Origin of the sequence: Bacillus sp. LJBV19 (assembly GCF_017797845.1) — a bacterium.
Classification (GTDB): Bacteria; Bacillota; Bacilli; order Bacillales; family Bacillaceae; genus Bacillus; species Bacillus velezensis.
This window is the reverse complement of record NZ_CP072563.1, coordinates 863,484-887,605: the sequence shown is the minus strand read 5'-3', so window position 1 is coordinate 887,605 and position 24,122 is coordinate 863,484. Positions and strand designations below refer to the sequence as shown.

The 24,122-nt window shown below is 47.6% G+C and carries 16 protein-coding genes, 16 tRNA genes, 3 rRNA genes, 1 pseudogene and 1 riboswitch; of the genes and pseudogenes, 5 read left to right on the top strand and 31 right to left on the bottom strand.

Annotated elements, in window-relative coordinates; all coding sequences use genetic code 11:
* Positions 1 to 121 precede the first annotated feature (121 nt).
* Positions 122 to 232, bottom strand: a riboswitch (TPP riboswitch).
* Positions 233 to 281: 49 nt separating this feature from the next.
* From J6600_RS04485 to J6600_RS04380, 22 genes are all read right to left on the bottom strand, one after another.
* Complete coding sequence (locus tag J6600_RS04485; protein WP_209388027.1) at positions 282 to 992, bottom strand: Type 1 glutamine amidotransferase-like domain-containing protein; 711 nt, start codon at positions 990 to 992, stop codon at positions 282 to 284.
* Positions 993 to 1,076: 84 nt separating this feature from the next.
* Positions 1,077 to 2,648 carry a Na+/H+ antiporter NhaC family protein gene (locus J6600_RS04480; RefSeq protein WP_032863830.1) on the bottom strand — a complete coding sequence of 524 codons (1,572 nt, stop codon included), beginning with the start codon at positions 2,646 to 2,648 and terminating at the stop codon, positions 1,077 to 1,079.
* Positions 2,649 to 2,793: 145 nt separating this feature from the next.
* Positions 2,794 to 2,875 (bottom strand) — tRNA-Leu (locus tag J6600_RS04475).
* A 245-nt stretch (positions 2,876 to 3,120) separates the two neighbouring features.
* Positions 3,121 to 3,209: transfer RNA gene (locus J6600_RS04470), tRNA-Leu, on the bottom strand.
* Between the two features lie 7 nt (positions 3,210 to 3,216).
* Positions 3,217 to 3,287 (bottom strand) — tRNA-Cys (locus J6600_RS04465).
* Positions 3,288 to 3,293: 6 nt separating this feature from the next.
* Positions 3,294 to 3,368 (bottom strand) — tRNA-Gly (locus tag J6600_RS04460).
* A 53-nt stretch (positions 3,369 to 3,421) separates the two neighbouring features.
* Positions 3,422 to 3,493: transfer RNA gene (locus tag J6600_RS04455), tRNA-Gln, on the bottom strand.
* A 9-nt stretch (positions 3,494 to 3,502) separates the two neighbouring features.
* Positions 3,503 to 3,578 (bottom strand) — tRNA-His (locus J6600_RS04450).
* Positions 3,579 to 3,607: 29 nt separating this feature from the next.
* Positions 3,608 to 3,681, bottom strand: a tRNA-Trp gene (locus J6600_RS04445).
* A gap of 10 nt (positions 3,682 to 3,691) precedes the next feature.
* A tRNA-Tyr gene (locus tag J6600_RS04440) sits at positions 3,692 to 3,776 on the bottom strand.
* An 11-nt stretch (positions 3,777 to 3,787) separates the two neighbouring features.
* A tRNA-Thr gene (locus J6600_RS04435) sits at positions 3,788 to 3,860 on the bottom strand.
* A gap of 3 nt (positions 3,861 to 3,863) precedes the next feature.
* Positions 3,864 to 3,939, bottom strand: a tRNA-Phe gene (locus J6600_RS04430).
* Between the two features lie 10 nt (positions 3,940 to 3,949).
* Positions 3,950 to 4,026 (bottom strand) — tRNA-Asp (locus tag J6600_RS04425).
* Positions 4,027 to 4,036: 10 nt separating this feature from the next.
* Positions 4,037 to 4,113 (bottom strand) — tRNA-Met (locus J6600_RS04420).
* A 7-nt stretch (positions 4,114 to 4,120) separates the two neighbouring features.
* Positions 4,121 to 4,196, bottom strand: a tRNA-Val gene (locus J6600_RS04415).
* Between the two features lie 10 nt (positions 4,197 to 4,206).
* Positions 4,207 to 4,278: transfer RNA gene (locus J6600_RS04410), tRNA-Glu, on the bottom strand.
* Between the two features lie 36 nt (positions 4,279 to 4,314).
* Positions 4,315 to 4,405, bottom strand: a tRNA-Ser gene (locus tag J6600_RS04405).
* Between the two features lie 5 nt (positions 4,406 to 4,410).
* Positions 4,411 to 4,485, bottom strand: a tRNA-Asn gene (locus J6600_RS04400).
* Positions 4,486 to 4,494: 9 nt separating this feature from the next.
* A 5S ribosomal RNA gene (gene rrf / locus J6600_RS04395) occupies positions 4,495 to 4,610 on the bottom strand.
* Between the two features lie 103 nt (positions 4,611 to 4,713).
* Positions 4,714 to 7,642: ribosomal RNA gene (locus J6600_RS04390) — 23S ribosomal RNA — on the bottom strand.
* Between the two features lie 246 nt (positions 7,643 to 7,888).
* A 16S ribosomal RNA gene (locus J6600_RS04385) occupies positions 7,889 to 9,437 on the bottom strand.
* The 16S, 23S and 5S rRNA genes sit together here with 16 tRNA genes alongside, the layout of an rRNA operon.
* A 229-nt stretch (positions 9,438 to 9,666) precedes the next feature.
* Positions 9,667 to 10,551: a nucleotidyltransferase-like protein gene (locus tag J6600_RS04380; RefSeq protein WP_014417244.1), complete on the bottom strand. Its 885-nt coding sequence runs from the start codon at positions 10,549 to 10,551 to the stop codon at positions 9,667 to 9,669.
* 202 nt (positions 10,552 to 10,753) lie between these two features.
* Here J6600_RS04380 and J6600_RS04375 point away from each other — a divergent pair, with 202 nt between their 5' ends.
* Entirely contained in the window at positions 10,754 to 11,107 is a 354-nt protein-coding gene (locus tag J6600_RS04375) for a YgzB family protein (RefSeq protein WP_007408568.1), read from the top strand.
* Positions 11,108 to 11,141: 34 nt separating this feature from the next.
* Here the strand turns inward: J6600_RS04375 and perR are convergent, their stop codons facing one another.
* Together perR and bcp are read right to left on the bottom strand one after the other, a co-directional pair.
* Positions 11,142 to 11,579: a peroxide-responsive transcriptional repressor PerR gene (gene perR, locus J6600_RS04370; protein WP_003155465.1), complete on the bottom strand. Its 438-nt coding sequence runs from the start codon at positions 11,577 to 11,579 to the stop codon at positions 11,142 to 11,144.
* A gap of 124 nt (positions 11,580 to 11,703) precedes the next feature.
* Entirely contained in the window at positions 11,704 to 12,177 is a 474-nt protein-coding gene (gene bcp / locus J6600_RS04365) for a thioredoxin-dependent thiol peroxidase (RefSeq protein ID WP_003155466.1), read from the bottom strand.
* Between the two features lie 157 nt (positions 12,178 to 12,334).
* Between bcp and J6600_RS04360 the strand changes: the two genes are divergently transcribed.
* On the top strand, positions 12,335 to 13,624 hold the full coding sequence (locus J6600_RS04360) for a glutamate-1-semialdehyde 2,1-aminomutase (protein WP_007408567.1): 1,290 nt from the start codon (positions 12,335 to 12,337) through the stop codon (positions 13,622 to 13,624).
* A 209-nt stretch (positions 13,625 to 13,833) separates the two neighbouring features.
* Positions 13,834 to 14,898 (top strand): aromatic acid exporter family protein, encoded by a 1,065-nt coding sequence (locus J6600_RS04355; protein WP_007610190.1) that lies wholly within the window; start codon positions 13,834 to 13,836, stop codon positions 14,896 to 14,898.
* Between the two features lie 79 nt (positions 14,899 to 14,977).
* On the opposite strand, the gene J6600_RS04350 is transcribed toward J6600_RS04355, so the two are convergent.
* From J6600_RS04350 to fabL, 5 genes and pseudogenes are all read right to left on the bottom strand, one after another.
* Positions 14,978 to 16,720: an ABC transporter ATP-binding protein gene (locus tag J6600_RS04350; RefSeq protein ID WP_014417243.1), complete on the bottom strand. Its 1,743-nt coding sequence runs from the start codon at positions 16,718 to 16,720 to the stop codon at positions 14,978 to 14,980.
* Positions 16,721 to 16,803: 83 nt separating this feature from the next.
* Entirely contained in the window at positions 16,804 to 17,334 is a 531-nt protein-coding gene (gene ntdP / locus J6600_RS04345) for a nucleoside tri-diphosphate phosphatase (protein WP_003155475.1), read from the bottom strand.
* Positions 17,335 to 17,469: 135 nt separating this feature from the next.
* A complete protein-coding gene (locus J6600_RS04340) occupies positions 17,470 to 17,736 on the bottom strand; it encodes a YgaB family protein (protein ID WP_003155476.1) in 267 nt (88 codons plus the stop codon).
* A gap of 160 nt (positions 17,737 to 17,896) precedes the next feature.
* Positions 17,897 to 18,049, bottom strand: a pseudogene (locus J6600_RS04335) (gamma-type small acid-soluble spore protein); the annotation flags it as partial.
* Positions 18,050 to 18,132: 83 nt separating this feature from the next.
* The gene (fabL, locus tag J6600_RS04330) at positions 18,133 to 18,885 is read right to left on the bottom strand and encodes an enoyl-[acyl-carrier-protein] reductase FabL (RefSeq protein WP_003155478.1); all 753 of its coding nucleotides are present in this window, start codon (positions 18,883 to 18,885) and stop codon (positions 18,133 to 18,135) included.
* An 81-nt stretch (positions 18,886 to 18,966) separates the two neighbouring features.
* On the opposite strand from fabL, the gene J6600_RS04325 reads away from it, so the two are divergent.
* Positions 18,967 to 19,191, top strand: a complete 225-nt coding sequence (locus J6600_RS04325) for a hypothetical protein (protein ID WP_017419157.1) — start codon at positions 18,967 to 18,969, stop codon at positions 19,189 to 19,191.
* Positions 19,192 to 19,197: 6 nt separating this feature from the next.
* On the opposite strand, the gene mutY is transcribed toward J6600_RS04325, so the two are convergent.
* On the bottom strand, positions 19,198 to 20,295 hold the full coding sequence (mutY, locus tag J6600_RS04320; protein WP_022552792.1) for an A/G-specific adenine glycosylase: 1,098 nt from the start codon (positions 20,293 to 20,295) through the stop codon (positions 19,198 to 19,200).
* 226 nt (positions 20,296 to 20,521) lie between these two features.
* Here mutY and J6600_RS04315 point away from each other — a divergent pair, with 226 nt between their 5' ends.
* A complete protein-coding gene (locus J6600_RS04315; RefSeq protein WP_209388025.1) occupies positions 20,522 to 21,505 on the top strand; it encodes a metal-dependent hydrolase in 984 nt (327 codons plus the stop codon).
* On the opposite strand, the gene J6600_RS04310 is transcribed toward J6600_RS04315, so the two are convergent.
* Complete coding sequence (locus J6600_RS04310) at positions 21,502 to 24,087, bottom strand: YfhO family protein (RefSeq protein ID WP_209388024.1); 2,586 nt, start codon at positions 24,085 to 24,087, stop codon at positions 21,502 to 21,504. The two genes, J6600_RS04315 and J6600_RS04310, sit on opposite strands and share 4 nt — an antisense overlap.
* Positions 24,088 to 24,122: the final 35 nt, after the last annotated feature.

The following is a 24,122-nucleotide window of genomic DNA, read 5'->3' as shown; positions in this document are numbered from 1 at the left end:
ACAAATCTCTCCTTTATCATTTGAATAACAGAACCAAGCTCAGCACCAGCACAAAAAAACCGGGTTCAAAGAAGAACCCGGTTTTGCAGTCAGAAAGAAACTATTATTGTTTTCTTCAACAATAATAAAACCTTTACTTCCCCACGCTGGTACGAACCAGATCAGGTCCAAAGGGTTAAGAAGCCGCCGCTTCTCTCTCAGCCCGCTCAGACGGGCACCCCCAGTAACTATTGATTTCGCTCTCATCGTAACATAAGTTGTGTACAAAAAAAAGCATATTATCAAAATTCAGATAACGGGACAGTCATAAGCTCTGCTTCCCGAACGCCTTCTTCGGTATTAAAAACCCGATAACCCTTTGCGGTTTCCCGGGAAGAGACAGCCCGGATCAGCTGACCGTCTTTATAATGAAGCGCAGCGCCGTCATCAGCGGCATAGCCCTCCCTGAGTTTCTTTTCTGAAATCAGACGGTGATACACCGGCCGGCGCCCCGCTTCTCCGTCATAGTGCGGACAAAAGCTGCCCGGCAAAAATCCTAAAGCTCTTAACTCTCTCAAATCTCCAGCTGAATCCGTCAATCCTTCTTCATACCAGCAAATCGCCCCGGCGCTGAGACCCGCCAACCGACCCGCCAACATGATGCCGTTTTCCCAAGCCTCACGAAGAATACGGTCAAGCCCCCATTCTTTCCATAAGACAAGCATATTGCGCGTATTTCCGCCGCCGACATATATAATATCTTTCTTCATGAGAAAGGATCTGAGATCAGAACCCGGCGGTTTAAACAGCGACAAGTGATCCGGCTCACACCGCAGCTTTTGAAAGGCCTGATAAAACCTGCCGATATAATTCTCCGAATCTCCGCTTGCCGTCGGCAAAAAACAAACTTTCGGCTTTGACCGCGCCGACTGCTCTAAAATATACTGATCCAGCACAAGATGATCCGGCTCCATGGAAAAGCCTCCGCCGCCCATTGCAATAATCTGCTTCACGTCATCACCTCTTTTTTTCTCTAGTATAACAGCTCATAAAAAGGCGTTATCCCATTTTCGGATAACGCCTTCAAAAAGTATTTGTTATCTGAAAAATGAAAACGCACCGTATAACACAACGGAGATCCCTGCGGCGATAAGCGCCGGAACAAGCTTCGAACGGGCATACTTCACAACATCGATCCCCAACACCGTACAGGTTGTCACCGTATTATCACTGAGAGGAGAAGCAAACGCTCCAAATGTTCCGCTCGCAAACACGGCCCCGATCGCTAATAATAAGCTGGTATGTGACTGAACCGCCAGCGTTACGCCGAGCGGCATTAATAGCCCCCAAGTCCCCCAGGATGACCCGATAAAATAGGATATAACAGCCCCCAGTATAAAAAGAGACGGCGCAATAAACATATGAGGGATCCATGACGTTAAATGAGAAGTAACATATTTCGAGAATCCCAGATCTTCAGATACTGCTGTTACGGCCCAAATCAGCGATAACATAATAATAACGTTGACCAATTCGTTTCCGCCCTTAATAAAATGGGTAACAAGCTCGCCTGCATGAAAACGCTGAAACATAAAAAGAGCAAATGCTGCAATAACCGCTGCCAATAATGCGGTTAACATGACGCCAAGCATATCACTTTTGATAAAAGCATTCAAAAACCCTTGTGCTTTTGAATGACCGTCCCACCAGCTGAGAAAGAGTGTTAATAGCAAAAACAGCCCGATCGGAATGATTAAATTCCAAGGCCGAATCGGTGTTTCCTTAATATAAGCACGGTGCGCCGAATCCAGCTCCTCCTGCTGGTCAGCATGCTCATCACTTTCGAACATTCCCGTATGTTCACCGTGAATATCTGAGATCGTCCCTGTTTCCATGTTGAATGAACCTGAGCCTTTTGAAAGCAACACACCGCTGTTCCGCGGAATCGGTTCCGTATTTTTGTTATGTTTGCGAGCAGAAGTTTGTCCGCTCTTTTCTGTTTTTTCTAAGCTTTCGTCCGCTTTTTGTTTCTTAAAAAAGCAGTAATAAATTCCGACTAATATAATCACAATGGAGAAAAAATTGAAAGGAATACTTTTCACATATACCGTGTAAGCCGGCTGATCTATTCCTGACGTTTTAAGGGCCTGTCCGATAATGGAAACCATGTAGCCGACAAATGCCGTTGCTATCGGAATCAAGGCAATGACAGGGTTTGCCGTAAACTCAATGGCATACGCAATTTTCTGTTTCGACAGGTCCAGACGCTTGCTTAACGCTTTCATGATCGGTGCAATTGTGACGATGCGAAAGTCCGGTTCACTGAACGTGCCAAATGTCGACAGCCATGCAAGCAGCATCGCACCTTTTTTGGTTTTAACTTTTTTACTGATCAAATGGACGAATCCTTTTATCCCGCCGGTCAGCTTTATAATCCCTACAAGGCCGGCAAATGAATATAGAAACACAATGATTCTAATATTATTGGTGACGACAATATTGCTGATTACATATTGAACCATATGTTCAATCCCGCCAAGCAAGCTGGGATGCAAAAGATAGCTTCCGACCAGCAAACCCACAAACAGACCGGACTGCACTTGCTTTGTAATGATTGAAATGGGAATGACCAGAATAAATGGGATAAGACAAGCCCAAGTCCCTTCCACTAAAAACACCTCTTTCAAAGAACTTCTTGTTAGTATCTTTGAAAAAAGCGGATTTATACAATCAGCAGGTATCATGTTTTCACAAGCCTTGGAGGATATTTTCATACAACAAAAAAGGCTTCTACATATTGTAGAAGCCTTTTTATACCGGTGGCCGGGGTCGAACCGGCACTCCAGAAGGAACACGATTTTGAGTCGTGCGCGTCTGCCAATTCCGCCACACCGGCATGTAATGCGTCGTGTTCAACCGACGTATATAAATATAACATGTATTTTATAAACCGTCAACGGTTTTAGCAAAGTTTTTTAAATGGTAATGCAGTATATCCGATACAAACAAGAAACTTATATTGATAGTCATTACGTTTTTATTATATAAAAAAAGTGATCTGCAATATGCAAATCACTCTCATATATGTTTTATAATGTGAAAACTGATGACCAATTTAACATAGTTCGTTCAAAGTTAAATTGGTGCCGAGGGCCGGACTTGAACCGGCACGGTAGTCACCTACCGCAGGATTTTAAGTCCTGTGTGTCTGCCAATTCCACCACCCCGGCAATAGAAAGGCGACACCCGGATTCGAACCGGGGATAAAGGTTTTGCAGACCTCTGCCTTACCACTTGGCTATGCCGCCGTAATTTGGAGCGGAAGACGGGATTCGAACCCGCGACCCCCACCTTGGCAAGGTGATGTTCTACCACTGAACTACTTCCGCAACATGTAAAAGAACTTAATACATCTTATGCTGTTGTTTTTTAAAAAATGCAACTGGGCTAGCTGGATTCGAACCAACGCATGACGGAGTCAAAGTCCGTTGCCTTACCGCTTGGCTATAGCCCAATGATAATATGGGGCGATTGATGGGAATCGAACCCACGAGTGCCAGAGCCACAATCTGGTGCGTTAACCACTTCGCCACAACCGCCATAATCTGAAGATGAATAAATAATATAATGGCAGGGGCAGTAGGAATCGAACCCACACCGGAGGTTTTGGAGACCTCTGTTCTACCGTTAAACTATGCCCCTATTTATAAAATGGTGGAGGGGGGCAGATTCGAACTGCCGAACCCTGAGGGAGCGGATTTACAGTCCGCCGCGTTTAGCCACTTCGCTACCCCTCCATCATTTAGAGTGCCGGCCAGAGGACTTGAACCCCCAACCTACTGATTACAAGTCAGTTGCTCTACCAATTGAGCTAGACCGGCAAATGGTGGCTCGGGACGGAATCGAACCGCCGACACACGGATTTTCAGTCCGTTGCTCTACCAACTGAGCTACCGAGCCTTTTTATAAATGGCGGTCCGGACGGGACTCGAACCCGCGACCTCCTGCGTGACAGGCAGGCATTCTAACCAACTGAACTACCGGACCATTTAATTTTTGGTTGCGGGGGCAGGATTTGAACCTGCGACCTTCGGGTTATGAGCCCGACGAGCTACCGAACTGCTCCACCCCGCGATAATAATGGTGGAGGATGACGGGCTCGAACCGCCGACCCTCTGCTTGTAAGGCAGATGCTCTCCCAGCTGAGCTAATCCTCCATCATATAAGTGACCCGTACGGGATTCGAACCCGTGTTACCGCCGTGAAAGGGCGGTGTCTTAACCGCTTGACCAACGGGCCCTGGTATTTTTTCGTTTGTTATGTATTAATAATTAGTGGCGGAGAGCAAGGGATTCGAACCCTTGAGACGGGGTTACCGCCTACACGATTTCCAATCGTGCTCCTTCGGCCACTCGGACAGCTCTCCATAAATGGCTCCGCAGGTAGGATTCGAACCTACGACCGATCGGTTAACAGCCGATAGCTCTACCACTGAGCTACTGCGGAATGAAGTCTGCCTGGCGATGTCCTACTCTCACAGGGGGAAACCCCCGACTACCATCGGCGCTGAAGAGCTTAACTTCCGTGTTCGGCATGGGAACGGGTGTGACCTCTTCGCCATCATCACCAGACGTTTTAGTGACATGTATTATTATACTATGTATTTCAGAAAAAGCAAGAGTTTTTTTGAAAAAAATTCTCTCAAAACTAGATAACAGTAAGCATACATTCAAATTGGTTAAGTCCTCGATCGATTAGTATCTGTCAGCTCCATGTGTCGCCACACTTCCACCTCAGACCTATCAACCTGATCATCTTTCAGGGATCTTACTTCCTTGCGGAATGGGAAATCTCATCTTGAGGGGGGCTTCATGCTTAGATGCTTTCAGCACTTATCCCGTCCGCACATAGCTACCCAGCGATGCCCTTGGCAGAACAACTGGTACACCAGCGGTGCGTCCATCCCGGTCCTCTCGTACTAAGGACAGCTCCTCTCAAATTTCCTGCGCCCGCGACGGATAGGGACCGAACTGTCTCACGACGTTCTGAACCCAGCTCGCGTACCGCTTTAATGGGCGAACAGCCCAACCCTTGGGACCGACTACAGCCCCAGGATGCGATGAGCCGACATCGAGGTGCCAAACCTCCCCGTCGATGTGGACTCTTGGGGGAGATAAGCCTGTTATCCCCGGGGTAGCTTTTATCCGTTGAGCGATGGCCCTTCCATGCGGAACCACCGGATCACTAAGCCCGACTTTCGTCCCTGCTCGACTTGTAGGTCTCGCAGTCAAGCTCCCTTGTGCCTTTACACTCTGCGAATGATTTCCAACCATTCTGAGGGAACCTTTGGGCGCCTCCGTTACCTTTTAGGAGGCGACCGCCCCAGTCAAACTGCCCACCTGACACTGTCTCCCCGCCCGATAAGGGCGGCGGGTTAGAAGGTCAATACAGCCAGGGTAGTATCCCACCGATGCCTCCACCGAAGCTGGCGCTCCGGTTTCCAAGGCTCCTACCTATCCTGTACAAGCTGTACCAACATTCAATATCAGGCTGCAGTAAAGCTCCACGGGGTCTTTCCGTCCTGTCGCGGGTAACCTGCATCTTCACAGGTACTATAATTTCACCGAGTCTCTCGTTGAGACAGTGCCCAGATCGTTGCGCCTTTCGTGCGGGTCGGAACTTACCCGACAAGGAATTTCGCTACCTTAGGACCGTTATAGTTACGGCCGCCGTTTACTGGGGCTTCAATTCGCACCTTCGCTTACGCTAAGCGCTCCTCTTAACCTTCCAGCACCGGGCAGGCGTCAGCCCCTATACTTCGCCTTACGGCTTCGCAGAGACCTGTGTTTTTGCTAAACAGTCGCCTGGGCCTATTCACTGCGGCTCTCTCGGGCTTGCACCCTAACAGAGCACCCCTTCTCCCGAAGTTACGGGGTCATTTTGCCGAGTTCCTTAACGAGAGTTCTCTCGATCACCTTAGGATTCTCTCCTCGCCTACCTGTGTCGGTTTGCGGTACGGGCACCTCTCACCTCGCTAGAGGCTTTTCTTGGCAGTGTGGAATCAGGAACTTCGCTACTATAATTCGCTCGCCATCACAGCTCAGCCTTCACGGGAAACGGATTTGCCTATTTCCCAGCCTAACTGCTTGGACGCGGATATCCAATACCGCGCTTACCCTATCCTCCTGCGTCCCCCCATTGCTCAAATGGTGAGGAGGTGGTACAGGAATATCAACCTGTTATCCATCGCCTACGCCTTTCGGCCTCGGCTTAGGTCCCGACTAACCCTGAGCGGACGAGCCTTCCTCAGGAAACCTTAGGCATTCGGTGGAGGGGATTCTCACCCCTCTTTCGCTACTCATACCGGCATTCTCACTTCTAAGCGCTCCACAAGTCCTTCCGGTCTTGCTTCACAGCCCTTAGAACGCTCTCCTACCACTGTTCGAAGAACAGTCCGCAGCTTCGGTGATACGTTTAGCCCCGGTACATTTTCGGCGCAGAGTCACTCGACCAGTGAGCTATTACGCACTCTTTAAATGGTGGCTGCTTCTAAGCCAACATCCTGGTTGTCTAAGCAACTCCACATCCTTTTCCACTTAACGTATACTTTGGGACCTTAGCTGGCGGTCTGGGCTGTTTCCCTTTCGACTACGGATCTTATCACTCGCAGTCTGACTCCCAAGGATAAGTCATCGGCATTCGGAGTTTGACTGAATTCGGTAACCCGGTAGGGGCCCCTAGTCCAATCAGTGCTCTACCTCCGAGACTCTTACCTTGAGGCTAGCCCTAAAGCTATTTCGGAGAGAACCAGCTATCTCCAGGTTCGATTGGCATTTCACCCCTACCCACACCTCATCCCCGCACTTTTCAACGTGCGTGGGTTCGGGCCTCCATTCAGTGTTACCTGAACTTCACCCTGGACATGGGTAGATCACCTGGTTTCGGGTCTACGACCACGTACTCAATTCGCCCTATTCAGACTCGCTTTCGCGCGGCTCCGCATCTTCTGCTTAACCTTGCACGGGATCGTAACTCGCCGGTTCATTCTACAAAAGGCACGCCATCACCCGTTAACGGGCTCTGACTACTTGTAGGCACACGGTTTCAGGATCTCTTTCACTCCCCTTCCGGGGTGCTTTTCACCTTTCCCTCACGGTACTGGTTCACTATCGGTCACTAGGGAGTATTTAGCCTTGGGAGATGGTCCTCCCGGATTCCGACGGAATTTCACGTGTTCCGCCGTACTCAGGATCCACTCAGGAGAGAACGAAGTTTTGACTACAGGGCTGTTACCTCCTATGGCGGGCCTTTCCAGACCTCTTCATCTACCTCGTTCCTTTGTAACTCCGTACAGAGTGTCCTACAACCCCAAGAGGCAAGCCTCTTGGTTTGGGCTGGTCCCGTTTCGCTCGCCGCTACTCAGGGAATCGCATTTGCTTTCTCTTCCTCCGGGTACTTAGATGTTTCAGTTCCCCGGGTCTGCCTTCTCATATCCTATGTATTCAGATATGGATACCACTCCATTACGAGTGGTGGGTTTCCCCATTCGGAAATCTCCGGATCAAAGCTTGCTTACAGCTCCCCGAAGCATATCGGTGTTCGTCCCGTCCTTCATCGGCTCCTAGTGCCAAGGCATCCACCGTGCGCCCTTTCTAACTTAACCGTTAAAAAGAATCACTACGTGATATCTTGACGTGATATCTTGCATTACTAATTGAATGTGAATTACTTCTGTTATCTAGTTTTCAAAGAACAACGCATAGGACATGCTAACACATGCGTTGCCACAGGAAGTGGCGCATTTAGCAGGTGTTCCTATGTTTTGAAGGAATGATCCTTCAAAACTAAACAAGACAGGGAACGTTCTGTTTATAAGACCCAAGGTCTTATATTCCGTTAAAATCCTTAGAAAGGAGGTGATCCAGCCGCACCTTCCGATACGGCTACCTTGTTACGACTTCACCCCAATCATCTGTCCCACCTTCGGCGGCTGGCTCCTAAAAGGTTACCTCACCGACTTCGGGTGTTACAAACTCTCGTGGTGTGACGGGCGGTGTGTACAAGGCCCGGGAACGTATTCACCGCGGCATGCTGATCCGCGATTACTAGCGATTCCAGCTTCACGCAGTCGAGTTGCAGACTGCGATCCGAACTGAGAACAGATTTGTGGGATTGGCTTAACCTCGCGGTTTCGCGCCCTTTGTTCTGTCCATTGTAGCACGTGTGTAGCCCAGGTCATAAGGGGCATGATGATTTGACGTCATCCCCACCTTCCTCCGGTTTGTCACCGGCAGTCACCTTAGAGTGCCCAACTGAATGCTGGCAACTAAGATCAAGGGTTGCGCTCGTTGCGGGACTTAACCCAACATCTCACGACACGAGCTGACGACAACCATGCACCACCTGTCACTCTGCCCCCGAAGGGGACGTCCTATCTCTAGGATTGTCAGAGGATGTCAAGACCTGGTAAGGTTCTTCGCGTTGCTTCGAATTAAACCACATGCTCCACCGCTTGTGCGGGCCCCCGTCAATTCCTTTGAGTTTCAGTCTTGCGACCGTACTCCCCAGGCGGAGTGCTTAATGCGTTAGTCTGCAGCACTAAGGGGCGGAAACCCCTAACACTTAGCACTCATCGTTTACGGCGTGGACTACCAGGGTATCTAATCCTGTTCGCTCCCCACGCTTTCGCTCCTCAGCGTCAGTTACAGACCAGAGAGTCGCCTTCGCCACTGGTGTTCCTCCACATCTCTACGCATTTCACCGCTACACGTGGAATTCCACTCTCCTCTTCTGCACTCAAGTTCCCCAGTTTCCAATGACCCTCCCCGGTTGAGCCGGGGGCTTTCACATCAGACTTAAGAAACCGCCTGCGAGCCCTTTACGCCCAATAATTCCGGACAACGCTTGCCACCTACGTATTACCGCGGCTGCTGGCACGTAGTTAGCCGTGGCTTTCTGGTTAGGTACCGTCAAGGTGCCGCCCTATTTGAACGGCACTTGTTCTTCCCTAACAACAGAGCTTTACGATCCGAAAACCTTCATCACTCACGCGGCGTTGCTCCGTCAGACTTTCGTCCATTGCGGAAGATTCCCTACTGCTGCCTCCCGTAGGAGTCTGGGCCGTGTCTCAGTCCCAGTGTGGCCGATCACCCTCTCAGGTCGGCTACGCATCGTCGCCTTGGTGAGCCGTTACCTCACCAACTAGCTAATGCGCCGCGGGTCCATCTGTAAGTGGTAGCCGAAGCCACCTTTTATGTCTGAACCATGCGGTTCAAACAACCATCCGGTATTAGCCCCGGTTTCCCGGAGTTATCCCAGTCTTACAGGCAGGTTACCCACGTGTTACTCACCCGTCCGCCGCTAACATCAGGGAGCAAGCTCCCATCTGTCCGCTCGACTTGCATGTATTAGGCACGCCGCCAGCGTTCGTCCTGAGCCAGGATCAAACTCTCCGATAAAGTAGTTTGACTGACTACGCACATCGCTGTGCGATTTATTTAAAACTTTGAATTAACAGGTACGTTTTGTCTTGTTTAGTTTTCAAAGATCATCTCAACCTCATCTTGAGGCGACTTTTTCAGTATAACATTTCAGCAAGTTGCTGTCAAATGTTTTTTTGTTTTTATTTCTCCGCCGCTGTGAGCTTTTTGTTGAAGCGCATCAGCGACGTTTAATAATATACCATGCCTATGATTCAGCGTCAACACTTTTTTTGAAAGAATATCCTCGATGATATACTTCCTGCCCTTTGGTCTCTATTTGAGATACTTCAACAAAGCCTTTTTCCGTCAGGTAATCAAGCATGACACCAAGATCTTGGGTGAAGTGCAGCAGTTCAGGGTGCTGAAGCAATTCTCCAAACTGCCACATTTCTTTTTCTTTCATCACTTGAAAAAGGTGCGCAGAACCGATTTCAGCTTTTGAATGGATGAGAAAATCATTTGCTAAGAATAATAATTCGAGCCTTTTCTCCAAACTTTCGTGACTCTCGACAAGTTCGGAATATAGCTTATATACCTGCGGCTCAATGTGACGGACCTGGTTCCAGACTGTCGTTTCGGGATAAAACCCCCGGTCAATCACTTCTATGCGGGCCAAGTGGTGAAGAGCATGCACTACCGCATAATATGCATCCAGAAAATGATCAGCTTCAAAAAACGCTTTTCCTTCTACAAATCTTCTGATCAGCTTGCCGTATTCCATTCCGATCTTTAATTTCCGCTCGGCGAAAGGAAAAGTGCTGAGCCGGTCATTGAGTTCAGATATATATTCATTGCGGTCAAACAGCACTTTGCCGTTGATGATCCAATCTATGACTCTTCTATTTGTCCCAAGCAGAATCCATTCCTGAAGCAGAGCATCCGTTACAATATGTAAAGAGGCGGTTTTTTGTTCGAATTCATAATGCTTTATAAAAAGAGGTTCATCAGCCTGTTTGACAATGACAAGCATGACCGCATCAAAGTTATCCGTGATGGATGATGCTTTACTCCTTCTCTCAATCATAAGGACGGCCAGCGTATCGGGATGACTTGCTCTTTCTTGGTAAATTGGACGGAGAAGATTGTCCATTACGATTCCTCCAATGCGATTGTTTCACTAGCTATTGTTTCTACATTTCTATGATAAAACATGAAAGTCCTTTTTTCTAAACACATTGCACTATTATAACAAATTTCCTTTCAGGTGCCATATTTATTCTTCCCTTTTCTTACGAAAACATGAAGAATATGCCATCTGTTTTGTGCTATAGTTAAACGAGAGGGGGATGGACATGGCGAAATACTCAAGCAAAATTAATAAGATCAGAACGTTTGCGTTAAGTTTGGTTTTCGTTGGGTTTATCATTATGTACATCGGGCTGTTCTTTAAGCAGTCTGTTTTGCTTGCCAGCTTGTTTATGATTCTCGGCCTGCTGTCGATCGGGCTCAGCACCGCCGTTTATTTTTGGATCGGCATGCTGTCCACAAAAGCGGTCCGGGTGATGTGCCCCGCTTGCGAGAAAGAAACGAAGATTCTGGGCAGAGTGGATATGTGCATGCATTGCAGAGAGCCGCTTACATTGGATAAAGGATTGGAAGGCAAAGCGTTCGATGAGTCTTATAACAGAAAAAACAGTGTAAAATAAACGAAGCTGACCGTATCAAAGCGGTCAGCTTCGTTTAGTGGTTTTCTTTTTTGGAACATTCTTGGCAGACGCCGTAAATCTCCAAACGGTGGTGGCTTACCTTAAACCCCGTGACGTGAGCCGCAAGCTGTTCCACTTCGTCAAGCCCGGGATAATGGAAGTCTACGATTTTTCCGCAGCTTTCACAAATGGCGTGATAATGGTCAGAGGTGACAAAATCAAATCTGCTGGACGCATCTCCGTACGTCAGTTCCTTTACAAGCCCCGCTTCCCGGAATACACGCAAATTGTTATACACTGTCGCAACACTCATATTAGGGAATTTCCCTTCCAAGGCTTTATATATATCGTCCGCTGTCGGATGTGCCATAGAATCCACGAGATATTCCAGAATGGCATGACGTTGAGGAGTAATCCGGACTCCCGTATCCTTCAACGTGTCTAAGGCTTCTTTTAATTCATGTGCAGCCATCCGTCATGCACCTCTCTTCTAAAAAAGATTCTTACTTTATAATGTTTATAATTAGTGTACATCTTTTTCCGGTCTCCTGTCAAATGTAATCTGAAGAAAACCCCGTGAGTTCAGCATTTGTCCATTAATTAGACGCAATTTGTTCCAATTCGCGAAGCGCCTCGGCAACGTGATCTTTCACTTTTACCTTTCTCCACTCCTTCACAAGACGGCCTTCTTTATCTAACAAAAAAGTAGATCGCTCGATACCCATATATTCTTTCCCAAAATTCTTCTTCAGCTTCCACACATCAAAAGCTTCCGCCAGTTTGTGCTCATCGTCAACGAGGAGCTGGAAAGGAAGATCGTGTTTTTGCTTAAATTTTTCATGTTTATCACGGCTGTCAGGGCTTACTCCGATGATAACCGCATCAAGTCCCGCGAAACTTTCGTGCTGATCACGGAAATCACATGCTTCCGTTGTGCATCCGGGTGTCATGTCTTTCGGATAAAAATAGAGAACGACGTACTTCCCTTTAAAATCCGTCAATGCTACTTCTTCCCCGCTGTCATTCACTAATTTCATATCCGGTGCTGTTTGTCCGATTTCAATCGTCATTTCTTATACCTCCGGGTTTTTTATTAAGCGTATCCAATTCACGTTAAGATTACAACCGTTATCCTCCCGCTCTTTTCTGGAAGCATGAACCGTTGTGCTTGCAATGAAGCATGCTACAATAGAACATGATGTAAGGAGATATTAGGAGGGTCATTTTTTGTATACAAAATCAGTTGAACTTCATAAGGAAGCGTTAGAGCATATCGTCGGAGGCGTGAACAGCCCGTCCAGATCCTATAAAGCGGTAGGCGGCGGTTCACCCGTTGCGATGGAAAAAGCGAACGGCGCTTATTTCTGGGATGTAGACGGGAATCAGTATATCGATTATTTAGCGGCTTACGGCCCGATTATTACCGGACATGCCCATCCGCATATTACTGAAGCGATTAAAACAGCGGCTGAAAACGGCGTGCTGTACGGGACGCCGACCAAACATGAGGTCACTTTCGCCAAAATGCTGAAGGAGGCCATTCCTTCACTTGATAAAGTACGATTCGTAAACTCAGGCACTGAAGCGGTGATGACAACGATCCGGGTTGCACGCGCTTATACAGGCCGGACAAAAATCATTAAATTCGCCGGCTGCTATCACGGCCACTCTGATCTCGTGCTTGTCGCTGCGGGTTCCGGCCCGTCTACGCTCGGCACCCCCGATTCCGCCGGCGTGCCGAAAAGCATCGCCAATGAGGTGATTACCGTTCCTTTCAATGACATTGAAAGCTACAAAGCCGCGCTGGATAAATGGGGTTCGGAAATTGCAGCGGTTCTCGTCGAGCCGATCGTCGGCAACTTCGGCATCGTTGAACCTGAAGAAGGATTTTTAGAACAGGTAAATGAATTGACCCATAAAGCGGGCGCGCTCGTCATTTATGATGAAGTGATCACGGCGTTCCGTTTTATGTACGGAGGCGCGCAGGATCTTCTTCAAGTGAAGCCTGATTTAACGGCGCTCGGTAAAATTATCGGGGGCGGCTTGCCGATCGGCGCTTACGGAGGCAAAAAAGAGATCATGGAGCAGGTTGCTCCGCTCGGCCCGGCATATCAAGCCGGTACGATGGCCGGAAACCCGGCATCTATCCTATCAGGCATCGCCTGCCTGGAAGTGCTGAAAGAAGAAGGCGTTTATGAGCGGCTTGATGAGCTCGGCGCCAGACTTGAGCAAGGCATTCTCGCCCATGCGGAGACACATGGCATTACCATCACCGTCAACCGTTTAAAAGGCGCGCTCACGGTTTACTTCACTGATGAAAAGATCGTCAATTACGAGCAGGCGGAAAATACGGACGGAGAAGCATTCGCCAAGTTCTTCAAGCTGATGCTTGAGCGCGGCATCAATCTCGCTCCATCGAAGTATGAAGCTTGGTTTATCACAACCGCACATACTGAAGAGGATATCGACGCCACTTTACAAGCCGTTGAAGATGCGTTCAGACATATGAAAAAATAACTGCTGAAACAAGCGGGAGCCCGGGGCTTCCGCTTGTTTCTTTTGTCCGATTTGTGAGATAATGGTTTTTTCAAAAAAAGACCTTGAATAATTGGTATGATCCCTGTATATTACTTTATTGTTTAGCAAATCAGCCGACAGGGAAATGTAAGTGTCAGCCGTTCGTTCGGCACATAATTTATTAGAGAAAGGAATGCACGCACAAACCAATGAAACTTGGTGCCCGCATTTTTAAAACAGGGATTGCGATTACGCTCGCGCTCTACTTAGCATCATGGATCGGACTTCCGTCGCCGATCTTTGCCGGGATTGCAGCTATATTTGCCATACAGCCCTCTATTTACAGGTCTTTTCTTATCATTATTGATCAGGTTCAGGCAAATATCATCGGCGCTGTCATCGCTACGGCATTCGGACTGATTTTCGGACCGAGTCCGATTATGATCGGATTGACCGCAGTGATTGTCATCACGATCATGTTAAAACTGAAAATTGAACACACCATTTCGATTGCGCTCGTGACGGTTATCGCGATTTTAGAAACACCGGGAAACAGCTTCCTGACGTTCGCTCTGATACGAACAAGCACCGTTATTTTAGGCGTGCTGTCTTCTTTTATTGTGAACCTTGTGTTTCTTCCGCCGAAATACGAAACGAAGCTGACTCATCATACGGTTGAATATACCGATGAGATCATGAAATGGATCAGGCTGACGATGCGCCAGTCCACGGAACACTCGATATTGAAAGAGGATATTGAGAAGCTGAAGGAAAAGATGATGAAGCTTGATCATACGTACCTTCTTTATAAAGAGGAGAGAAGCTACTTTAAGAAAACGACGTATGTAAAGTCGCGCAAACTTGTATTGTTCAGACAGGCGATTATTACGGCGAATCGGGCGCTTGATACGCTGAAAAAGCTGCACCGCTATGAAAACGAGATTTATCATATGCCGGAGGAATTTCAGGAGACGCTGACAGAAGAAATTGATTATCTGCTTCATTGGCACGAAAGGATTCTGATGCGGACGGTCGGCAAGATCAAACCGCATGATGACGATGCTGAAGAAAGCATAAGATATAAACAGCTTTTGACGAAGTCTTTCTTGAAAAATCAGCAGAACTGCGAGGATGAACTGCTTGATTACAATATGCTCAGCATTATGGCTGCGGTTGCGGAATACCGCGAGCAGCTGGAGCATCTCGATACATTAATTACGAGTTTTCAGACATACCACCCGAAAGACAGCGAATTAGAAACAGACGAAGAGTAACCCGGTGCTTCCGTAAAACCGGGTTTTTTTGCATTCAAAAAAACTTATGCCGCCCATTCGGACGGCATAAGTTTTTGTATCAGTTCAAATTCTGAATCGTAAATAAGTGTCTGTACTGGCCGCCTTGGGCCATTAATTCCTCGTGCGTGCCGGTTTCGACGACGGCGCCGTTTTCCATGACGACAATTTTATCCGCATGCGTAATCGTGGACAGCCTGTGGGCGACGATAAAAGTCGTCCGGTTTTTCGCAAGCTTTTCCATCGCTTCCTGAATGTAGTGTTCACTTTCAAGATCAAGAGCCGATGTCGCTTCATCCAAGATTAACAGCGGCGGATTTTTTAAGAATACACGCGCGATGGAAATCCGCTGTTTCTGCCCGCCTGACAATTTGACGCCCCGTTCGCCGACTTTGGTTTCGTAGCCTTCGGGGAAATTCATAATAAATTCATGGGCATTTGCCGCTTTCGCTGCCGCAACCACCTCATCCAGAGACGCTCCCGGTTTACCGATGGCGATATTTTCACGAATCGTCTCACTGAACAGAAACGTATCCTGAAGCACCATACCGACTTGATTGCGGAGGCTTCTCGCTTCATAATCGCGAATATCTGTGCCGTCAATCAGCAGGCTGCCGCCGGATACATCATAAAAACGCGGTATGAGGCTGACAAGCGTCGATTTTCCGCCGCCGCTCATCCCGACGAGCGCGACGGTTTCCCCTTTTGTCACCTTTAAGGAAACGTCCTGCAAAATCGTTTCTTTTCCTTCCTCATAACGGAACGAGACATTTCGGAATTCAACTTCGCCCTTAATGCCGTCAGCTTTTACTGCATTCGGTTTATCAGTCAGTTCATACGGCTCGTCGATAAATTCAAATATGCGGTCCATCGAAGCGATCGACTGGGTCAGCGTCGTCGATGAGTTGATCAATCTTCTGACCGGATTGTACATTCTGTCAATGTAGCCGACGAACGCAACCATCGTCCCTACCGTCAGGGGACCGTTTATGACAAAATAACCCGCAAACGCGATAACAAGCAGCGGCGCCAAATCCGTAATGGTATTCACGACTGCAAACGTTTTTGCGTTCCAATTCGTATGACGGATCGCTCTGTCCAGAAAATGTCCGTTTTTTTCATCAAAATTGGCTTGTTCATAATCTTCAATGGCAAAACTTCTGATGACGGGCATCCCCTGAACTCTTTCGTGCAAATGTCCCTGAACTTGGGCGAGTGCCTGAGAACGCTCACGTGTCAGTTTTCGGAGGCGGCCGTAAAAGTATTTCACTGAAATTCCGTATAACGGAAACAAAATGACAGATATCAATGTCAGCTTGACATCGAGTGTAAACATAATACAGATGACGATCAGCACCGTCATCATATCAAGCCAGATATTCATCAGTCCCGTTATGACAAAGTCTTTTGTCTGTTCGACATCATTTATCACCCGGGAAATGACTTCGCCCGTTCTCGTGTTGGCATAAAACCTCAGGCTCAATTTTTGAATATGATCAAACAATACCCCCCTGATATCGTAGAGCACCCGGCTGCCCGTCCATTGCGCGAAGTATTGCCGATAGTACTCTACCGGGGGGCGCAGAATTAAAAACAGCACGAACATGATGCCCATTATCGTGAATAGCGATGATGTTTTAGCGCTTGCCGTTCCGCTCCCTTGAATAATGTCATCGACCACGTATTTTAACAGAAGCGGGAGAGCCAGCGGGATGGAGAATTTTATAATGCCGATTAACACTGTGATAAAAATTTGTTTTTTATAAGGTTTTACAAATTGCATATAGCGTCTGATTACGCCCACACTTTATCCCCCTCTCTCTTTAAGGCGTGTGAGCCCATGTGAAAAACCTGTTGACACCCCAACAGGTTTTTTTATTGTATTCTTTATTTTGTATAGCGCAGATACCGTTCATACCACATATCAACAAATTCCGGAGCAAACGGTCCTTTCCGCTGATGAATCCAGTGCAGCAGCGTATTCAGATACTCCTTCAGAATGCTGTCGATCTCTTTAGGGTAATTCATTGATTTGCGGTGGTCATCGTATTCATCCTCGTCAAGAATGTTATACGTCATATCCGGAAACACCTTGACATCCAAATCGTAATCAATATATTTGATGGCCTCTCCGTCATAAGCGAACGGCGAGCTGATGTTGCAATAATAGTGTACCCCGTCATCTCTCAGCATTCCGATGACGTTAAACCACTGACGGGCATGAAAGTAGCAGATCGCCGGCTCTCTCGTCACCCACGTCCGTCCGTCGGATTCCGTCACCATTGTCCGGTCGTTGGCTCCGATGATACACAATTCCGTACTTTTTAAAATCGTCGTTTCATTCCAAATTCGATGAAGCAGCCCGTTATGCTTATAGCTGTGAATTTGAATGGTTTCTCCTTCCTTGGGATATCCCATATTTCTCCCCTACTTTCTGTAAAGCCCTGCAGTCAATGCAGCCGCAATTGCTTTCCGACAAGTCTTTTCACTATTATAACGTTACGAATTAAAAAATGAAAATAAAAGAACCACTCCGCTTCCGGAATGGCACATTCATTTCTGCACATAGGAAGACGGCTTTTCCGTGCTGCGATAAGACTGGATGACTTGCTCTGTCTGCCTTTGGAATAACTCCTGTATGCCGGCCAGGTCTTTTCGCTTTGTCGCAATTTCGTCCTGTACATTGTCCAGCTTTGCATCTCTTTCAAGACTGATGAGTTCCGCTTCCACCTGGCGGCAGCGGTCAAGTTCTGACTGCAGCTCGAGAAGCTGATCCATGATTTTCATCTGTTCACTTACAAGCTTTTCAAACTCTGACATCGGGTTCCTCCTTAGGCTTTTAGGTTGATACTCCTTACCATTTCGATTTTCCGCGGGAAAACCCTTTGACTCATTCTGTAGAGGAATCACAAGTTTTGTCGTTTCGGCAACAGAAAAAAGCACTTCCATCCGAAGATGAAGTGCTTTTTCGTTTCAGTGATTAGCTGTTTTGCTGTTTGTTTTGTTCAGCAGATTGGTTTTGCTTTCTAACCTGCTGCGCATCAGTTTCACTGCCGAATTCAGTGCCGAATTGACCCTGACCGGGAGCTGATTGCTGGTTTTGTCTTTTCACCTGCTGAACGTCTGTTTTGCTGAATTTTGAGTTTGCCATTGTTATCACCTCCACGCACTATAGAATGCGCAGGAGACGATAAGGCTATTCATCTTTTTTAAAACTTATACGAGCAGAGAGCGTCCGCCGTCAATTATGATGGTCTGGCCGCGGATCATGTCCGCTTTTGAAGAAACTAAAAACTCCACCGTATCAATCATATCTTTAATTTCGACCATTCTGCCGGCCGGCGTATTTTGGCGGGCATCTTCCAGCAGTTCATCTCTGTTAGGGAAATGCTTCAGCGCGTCCGTATCAATCGCTCCGCCTGACACCGCGTTTACGATGATATTTTTCGGAGACAGCTCAACCGCCAGATAACGGGTTAACGATTCTAAAGCGGCTTTTGAGACACCGACCGTCGTATAGTTTTCAAGATAGCGGATGCTGCCGAGCGAGCTGATGCTGACGATGTGGCCGCCTCCGTTTTTCTCCATCATCTTTGCCGCTTCCTGGGCGCAGAAAAGCAATGCTTTGGCATTGATATTCATCGTCCAGTCCCAGTGTGTTTCTTCGAGTTCCATAACCGGTCTCAGCACGCCTGAAGCCGCATTATTGACGAACACGTCCAGTCTGCCGAATGTTTCGTCAATCTGGCGGAACATGTCTTTGATTTTTGCCGGCTGGCCGACATTGGCTTTAATGACGAGCGTTTTAACGCCGAGTTTTTCAATTTCTTCGGCGGTTTCTAATGCCGCTTTTTTACTGCGGGCGTAATTGATGACGATGTTGTATCCTTTTTCCGCGAGTCTGATGGCGGCTGCTTTCCCGACGCCGCGGCTGCTTCCCGTGATCAGTGCGCATTTATTTTGTTCCATTTTTCCTCAGCTCCTTGCTGTGTATAGTTCTTTTCATTCAACAAACAATAAAAGCAATATGTGTTGAAAGGGGTCTTTTATATGTATGTCGGACGTGATATGGGCGAATTGGCCATGATGCCCAAAAAAGATTGGAGAGATTCAGAGCTCGCCTATTTCCATCATGCCTTCCAGCAAATTATGCCGTATTTAAACGAAGAAGGCCAGTCCAAATACCGGGAACTGATTCAGGAAATCGAATCCCGCGGCGGACTGAAACGGAATGAAGCGGATTACGGCCACGGCACTCGCGTCAGCTATGACTGACGCTTTTTACAGGCGGCCGCTTTCTTCCGCCATTTTCCATATCTTTTGATGGGAAACGGGAAATGCGTATTCCTCGAGCTCCTCTTTTGTGACCCGTATGAATTCCGTTGTATCCGACACTTGTTTTACTTTACCGAAAAAGACCGAAATATTCCAGACGAGATGGGTGAAAACATGCTCTACGATGCCTTCCAGCTCCCCGATTTCAGCGGTTGTTCCCATCTCTTTTTCTAAATAGGTTTCAAGCTGCTCTCTCTCGGTTTTGATTCCTTTCTGGGTTTCGGTATTCGGAAACTCCCACAAGTTGGCGAGCAAGCCTTTTGGCGGCCGTTTATGAATATAGACATCGCCTTGATCGTCTGTCAGCACAACGGCTGCCATTGTTTTTATTCCGGGCTTTTTCTTTTTGCTTTTAACGGGCAGCTCCCGCTCTGTCCCTTCCGCAAATGCCGAACAGTGCTTTTGTACGGGGCAAAGCAGGCAGGACGGCGATTTCGGGGTGCAGATGATCGCGCCGAGCTCCATTAAACCCTGATTGAATTCAGATGGTTTTTCATGAGAAATGAAAGCGGATACCGCCTGTTCGAAAATGGTTCTCGTTTTAGGTTTTGCGATATCGTCCCATATGGAAAGAATTCTCGACATGACACGCATCACATTGCCGTCTACGGCGGGAATCGGTTTGTTGTATGCGATGCTGAGCACGGCGCCTTTTGTATAAGGGCCGACGCCTTTCAGTCCGCCAAATTCCTTTTCCTCGGCAGGGACGACTCCCCCGTACCGCTCATGCACTTCTTTTACGGCACTTTGCAGATTTCTTACACGGGAGTAATAACCTAGCCCTTCCCAGGCTTTGAGCACTTTTTCCTCATCGGCTTCAGCGAGCGCCGAAACGGTCGGAAATTGCTCAACAAACCGCCGGAAATAAGGAATGACGGTTTCTACGCGCGTCTGCTGCAGCATCACCTCTGATACCCACACCCGATACGGGTCCTGATTTTCTCTCCACGGCAGAATTCTCTGTTCTCTTTCGAACCATGTAATTAAGTCCTCGCGAAATTTGTCTATATCTTTTTGTTTCATTTTTTCTTCAAGTGCGTTCATATCTTCTCCTCAGATGTTTCGGGTTCCGCTTTTCTTGACACCGTATTTTGGTGTAAACTTAGGGCACGTTACGATAATATGTTACATTAAATAGTGATAAAGAAAAAGCGGAAACATATGAGAACGGCGGATAAACGCCATGATTGGGCAAACAGAAAATGGGGAATATCTTATAATGCGAAATATGCGGGCGACTGATTTTTTAACGCCTGCTAGGAGGTCAACAATGGATACTGGCACTCACGTTGTCATGGGTATCGCGCTTGGCGGAATCGCAACTCTTGATCCTGCCGTCGGCATGCACACCCCCATGTCTCAGGCAGTTATGATCGCCGCTCTTGCCGGCTCTCAGGCACCTGATATTGATACCATATTGAAGCTGAAAAATAATGCCGTTTATATTCGAAATCATAGAGGATTCACGCACTCCATTCCCGCCGTTTTATTTTGGTCCGTTCTGATTCCGGGTATTTTGTATATGTTTTATCCGGAAGCGAACTTTTTGCACCTGTGGCTGTGGACGCTTCTGGCTGTCGTTTTGCATGTGTTTGTTGACATTTTTAACGCGTACGGCACGCAGGCCATCCGCCCGTTTTCGAAAAAATGGATCGCGCTCGGTTTAATCAATACCTTTGATCCGTTTATTTTCGTCAGCCATTTGGCCGCGATTGCCGTGTGGTATATCGGAGGTCACCCGGGCGTGACATTTCTGATGCTTTATATCATCCTCGCAGGATATTACGCCGTCCGGTTTTTGATGCAGCTGCGGATAAAGCGAAGGCTGCGCGAGATGATTGAAGAGGAGATTGAAACCATCATTATTTCGCCGACGATGAAATTCAGGCAGTGGCGTATCGCCGTGACGACGGCGCATGCCTTTTATGTCGGCAGAAGCCTTGACGGCCATGTCGTGATATTGGATACATTCAACCGCGTGCCCGTTCCGGAAACCGATGTGATGAAGGCCGCGAAACAGGACGAAAATATTGCAGCCTTTCTTTCATTTTCCCCCGTTTACAGGTGGGAGGTCGATACCTTTAAAGATCATTATGAGGTGCGCTTTATTGATTTGCGCTACCGGAGCAAAGGCCACTATCCTTTTGTCGCCATCGTCCACCTCAGTCATGATTTAGAGCTTCTCTCTTCTTACACGGGCTGGATTTTCAGCGAGGAAAAACTGCAGAAAAAATTAAAGCTCGGCTCTGTTTAAGAGCCGGGCTTTTTTTGTCTTCTCACATATATAGCGGCAAACACGATGCTGATCACCGATAGAGCGGCCGCGGGTTTAAAAAACGGCGGGTAATACGTTAATTGAATATCGTTTTTTCCTTTTTGCGCTTTAAATCCGATAAAGGAATAATCCGCTTTTTCAATCTGCTCTTTTCTGCCGTTTATCTTCAGCTCCCAGCCTTTTTCATATGGAATCGGAAGCATGATATACGGCGCGCGGGTTTTGTTATCATACGAGATATGAAGCGTATTTCCGCGCCAGCTGAGATCGGCCGGCGGTTCTTTTTCCGCTTTTCGGTATGCGCTTTTCAGCGTATCGTACCGTTCTTCATAAAGCGCCAGTCTGTCAAGCTGATACGATCCTTTCGGCAGACGGATTTGGATGTTTTTTGTTTTCGGCACTCTCACAGTAAGATCGTTGACACCTGTTTTGTAAATGGATTGATTCGATTTTCTCGTTGTCGTGTAATCGTTCACTTTTAATGTAAAGCCCTGGTCCTTCGCTTTATTCTTCAAATAAAAGCTGACGTAATAATCGCCGCCGTCCATCTTAGCGGCTTGCGGCTTAATGATCAGGCCGCCGCCGTCTTCGTTTACCGTCAGGATGCCGTTATGATAATCGCCATGTTCGGCCGCTACCTCTGCATGGCGGATTATATTTTTCGCCTCGGGCGCTTTTTTCGTGTTGGTTGTGCTTGATTCCGTGACGATCCCGTCAAGCATTGCCCGTTCCCTGGCAAGGGCGGGCGCTTTTTTCAGGCCGCCCTCGTTATATACGCGATCGGCTGTCCGTACGAACGGAAGCATATATTGATTTTGATAAACCGCATAATGGGATGATTCCATGATTTTTTTGAACCCGTACGGCACGCCGGCCTCGTTTGCTTTTTCCGTCATATAATATTTTCCGTAAAGCAGGCTGTATAAATTAGCCCTGTTTCCTAATGTCGCATAGCGGCTGACGCTTTCTCTGCCCATATCAATCCGGAGGTCGTTCCAGTAAAAGGACAGCAGATTGCGGTTCAGTATGCTTGAGTATACGCTGAATCCGTTGAACCCGTATATGATCGGGGTGTTATTGAAAACACCGTTCATCCAATCTAAACGGGCAAAAGGATCAGGGTCTTTTTCTTTCAGACGCTGAATGAGCTCTGATTGCTCTTTGCCTTTATAGTCAGCACCCGTCATAAATGTATGCGATACCGTATAAATCTTCCCGCCTTCTGATAAAGCATATTTTTCATATGTATTAGCCGTAAGCACCGCCGTAAGCAAAATGACGGCATAGACGGCGGGCACCGCGCCTTTCAGTCTTGTCTTTGCTGCGAAGAAAGCGGCTATGGTCAGCACCAGAAGAAGAATGACGGGCAGATTGGCGTGATCAGAAATATCCAGACTGTACCGCCTCACCTGGCTCCAATAGAGCAGAACGACGAGTACGGCGGACATCAGCATACTCTTCATGCTGATGCCTGAAAGCCTAGAAAGCCCGGCTGAAACCGTTCCGGCAATCGTGAAGCACAGGACGTATTCAAACCTGTTCTGCGGAGCTGAAAAGCCGTTAAAGGCACTTGCCGCGAACGGGCTGAAGTGAAACAGAATATACAGCAGACTGATTCCCGCAAACAGCCGGAACAAGCGGTTTTTGTATAAAGAAAATGTAAATAGAAAGAGCAAAAAAGCCGCCGGCAGGATGATAATCCGGCTTGAAAATAAAATGTTGTCGGAAAAATCAAGCCATGCAATATGCTCTGAATACGGCGGCCGCAGATTATGAAGGTATCCGTATACGACAGGAATAAAGGAAACTGCGCTTATGCCGAACCCGAGAAGGCCCGACAGAATAAATATCCTGCATTGAGTGAGCCTTTTCGCCTCATTGCCTTCAAGAGGAATCATCCACCTGAATAAGATATAAATGCCGATGAAAATCAGATTAATATACGCAAAATAAAAGTTGTTGATCAATGTCAGCGCACAGGCGAAGATAAACCACGCCGGCTTTTTTTCCCTGATGATTTTTTCCGCGCCCAACACGAGCAGCGGCAGCCACACCATACTGTCAGTGAAAAAGTCCCAATATACCTCATGCCGGAAGTAGATAATCGAGACCCCGTACAACACGGCGCCGGCAAAAGCAGGCACCGTCCGTTTGACGAAATAACGGAACACACACGCCGCCGTGAATATGATAAAACTCTGCTTGGCAATGCTGATAAAAACGGAGGCCTGCGCCCAGAACAGCGCATCAGCCTCGCCCGTCAGCTGAATAAGCTGCAAAAAGCGGACAGCGGCGGAGATAAACAGGAATAGAAAAGAAGTAGAGAAATAATAGCCGAGCTGACTGTACACTCCCCCGCCCAGTCCGAACGAATAGCTGTAAAACAGCCTGCCGTTCATATATTGATCAAACAGCAGCTTTTTGAAGACCGCCATTTGGGCGATCCCGTCTCCAGACCCCGTCATATAGCGGCCTGCCGACCACTCTTTTAAGAAAAAAATATGAGCGGCTGCCGCAGCCAGCACACAGACTGCCGGCAAGATCCATTTACTTTTTTTCATACAACGTCCCCAGACCCTGCGCACAGCGGCGATTG

Bases quoted from the DNA above. Each gene is read 5' to 3' on its own strand.
- J6600_RS04380 (WP_014417244.1), bottom strand. From the start codon at position 10,551: ATGGACAATCTTCTCCGTCCAATTTACCAAGAAAGAGCAAGTCATCCC.
- J6600_RS04375 (WP_007408568.1), top strand. From the start codon at position 10,754: ATGGCGAAATACTCAAGCAAAATTAATAAGATCAGAACGTTTGCGTTA.
- perR (WP_003155465.1), bottom strand. From the start codon at position 11,579: ATGGCTGCACATGAATTAAAAGAAGCCTTAGACACGTTGAAGGATACG.
- bcp (WP_003155466.1), bottom strand. From the start codon at position 12,177: ATGACGATTGAAATCGGACAAACAGCACCGGATATGAAATTAGTGAAT.
- J6600_RS04355 (WP_007610190.1), top strand. From the start codon at position 13,834: ATGAAACTTGGTGCCCGCATTTTTAAAACAGGGATTGCGATTACGCTC.
- ntdP (WP_003155475.1), bottom strand. From the start codon at position 17,334: ATGGGATATCCCAAGGAAGGAGAAACCATTCAAATTCACAGCTATAAG.
- J6600_RS04340 (WP_003155476.1), bottom strand. From the start codon at position 17,736: ATGTCAGAGTTTGAAAAGCTTGTAAGTGAACAGATGAAAATCATGGAT.
- fabL (WP_003155478.1), bottom strand. From the start codon at position 18,885: ATGGAACAAAATAAATGCGCACTGATCACGGGAAGCAGCCGCGGCGTC.
- J6600_RS04325 (WP_017419157.1), top strand. From the start codon at position 18,967: ATGTATGTCGGACGTGATATGGGCGAATTGGCCATGATGCCCAAAAAA.
- mutY (WP_022552792.1), bottom strand. From the start codon at position 20,295: ATGAACGCACTTGAAGAAAAAATGAAACAAAAAGATATAGACAAATTT.
- J6600_RS04315 (WP_209388025.1), top strand. From the start codon at position 20,522: ATGGATACTGGCACTCACGTTGTCATGGGTATCGCGCTTGGCGGAATC.
- J6600_RS04310 (WP_209388024.1), bottom strand. From the start codon at position 24,087: ATGAAAAAAAGTAAATGGATCTTGCCGGCAGTCTGTGTGCTGGCTGCG.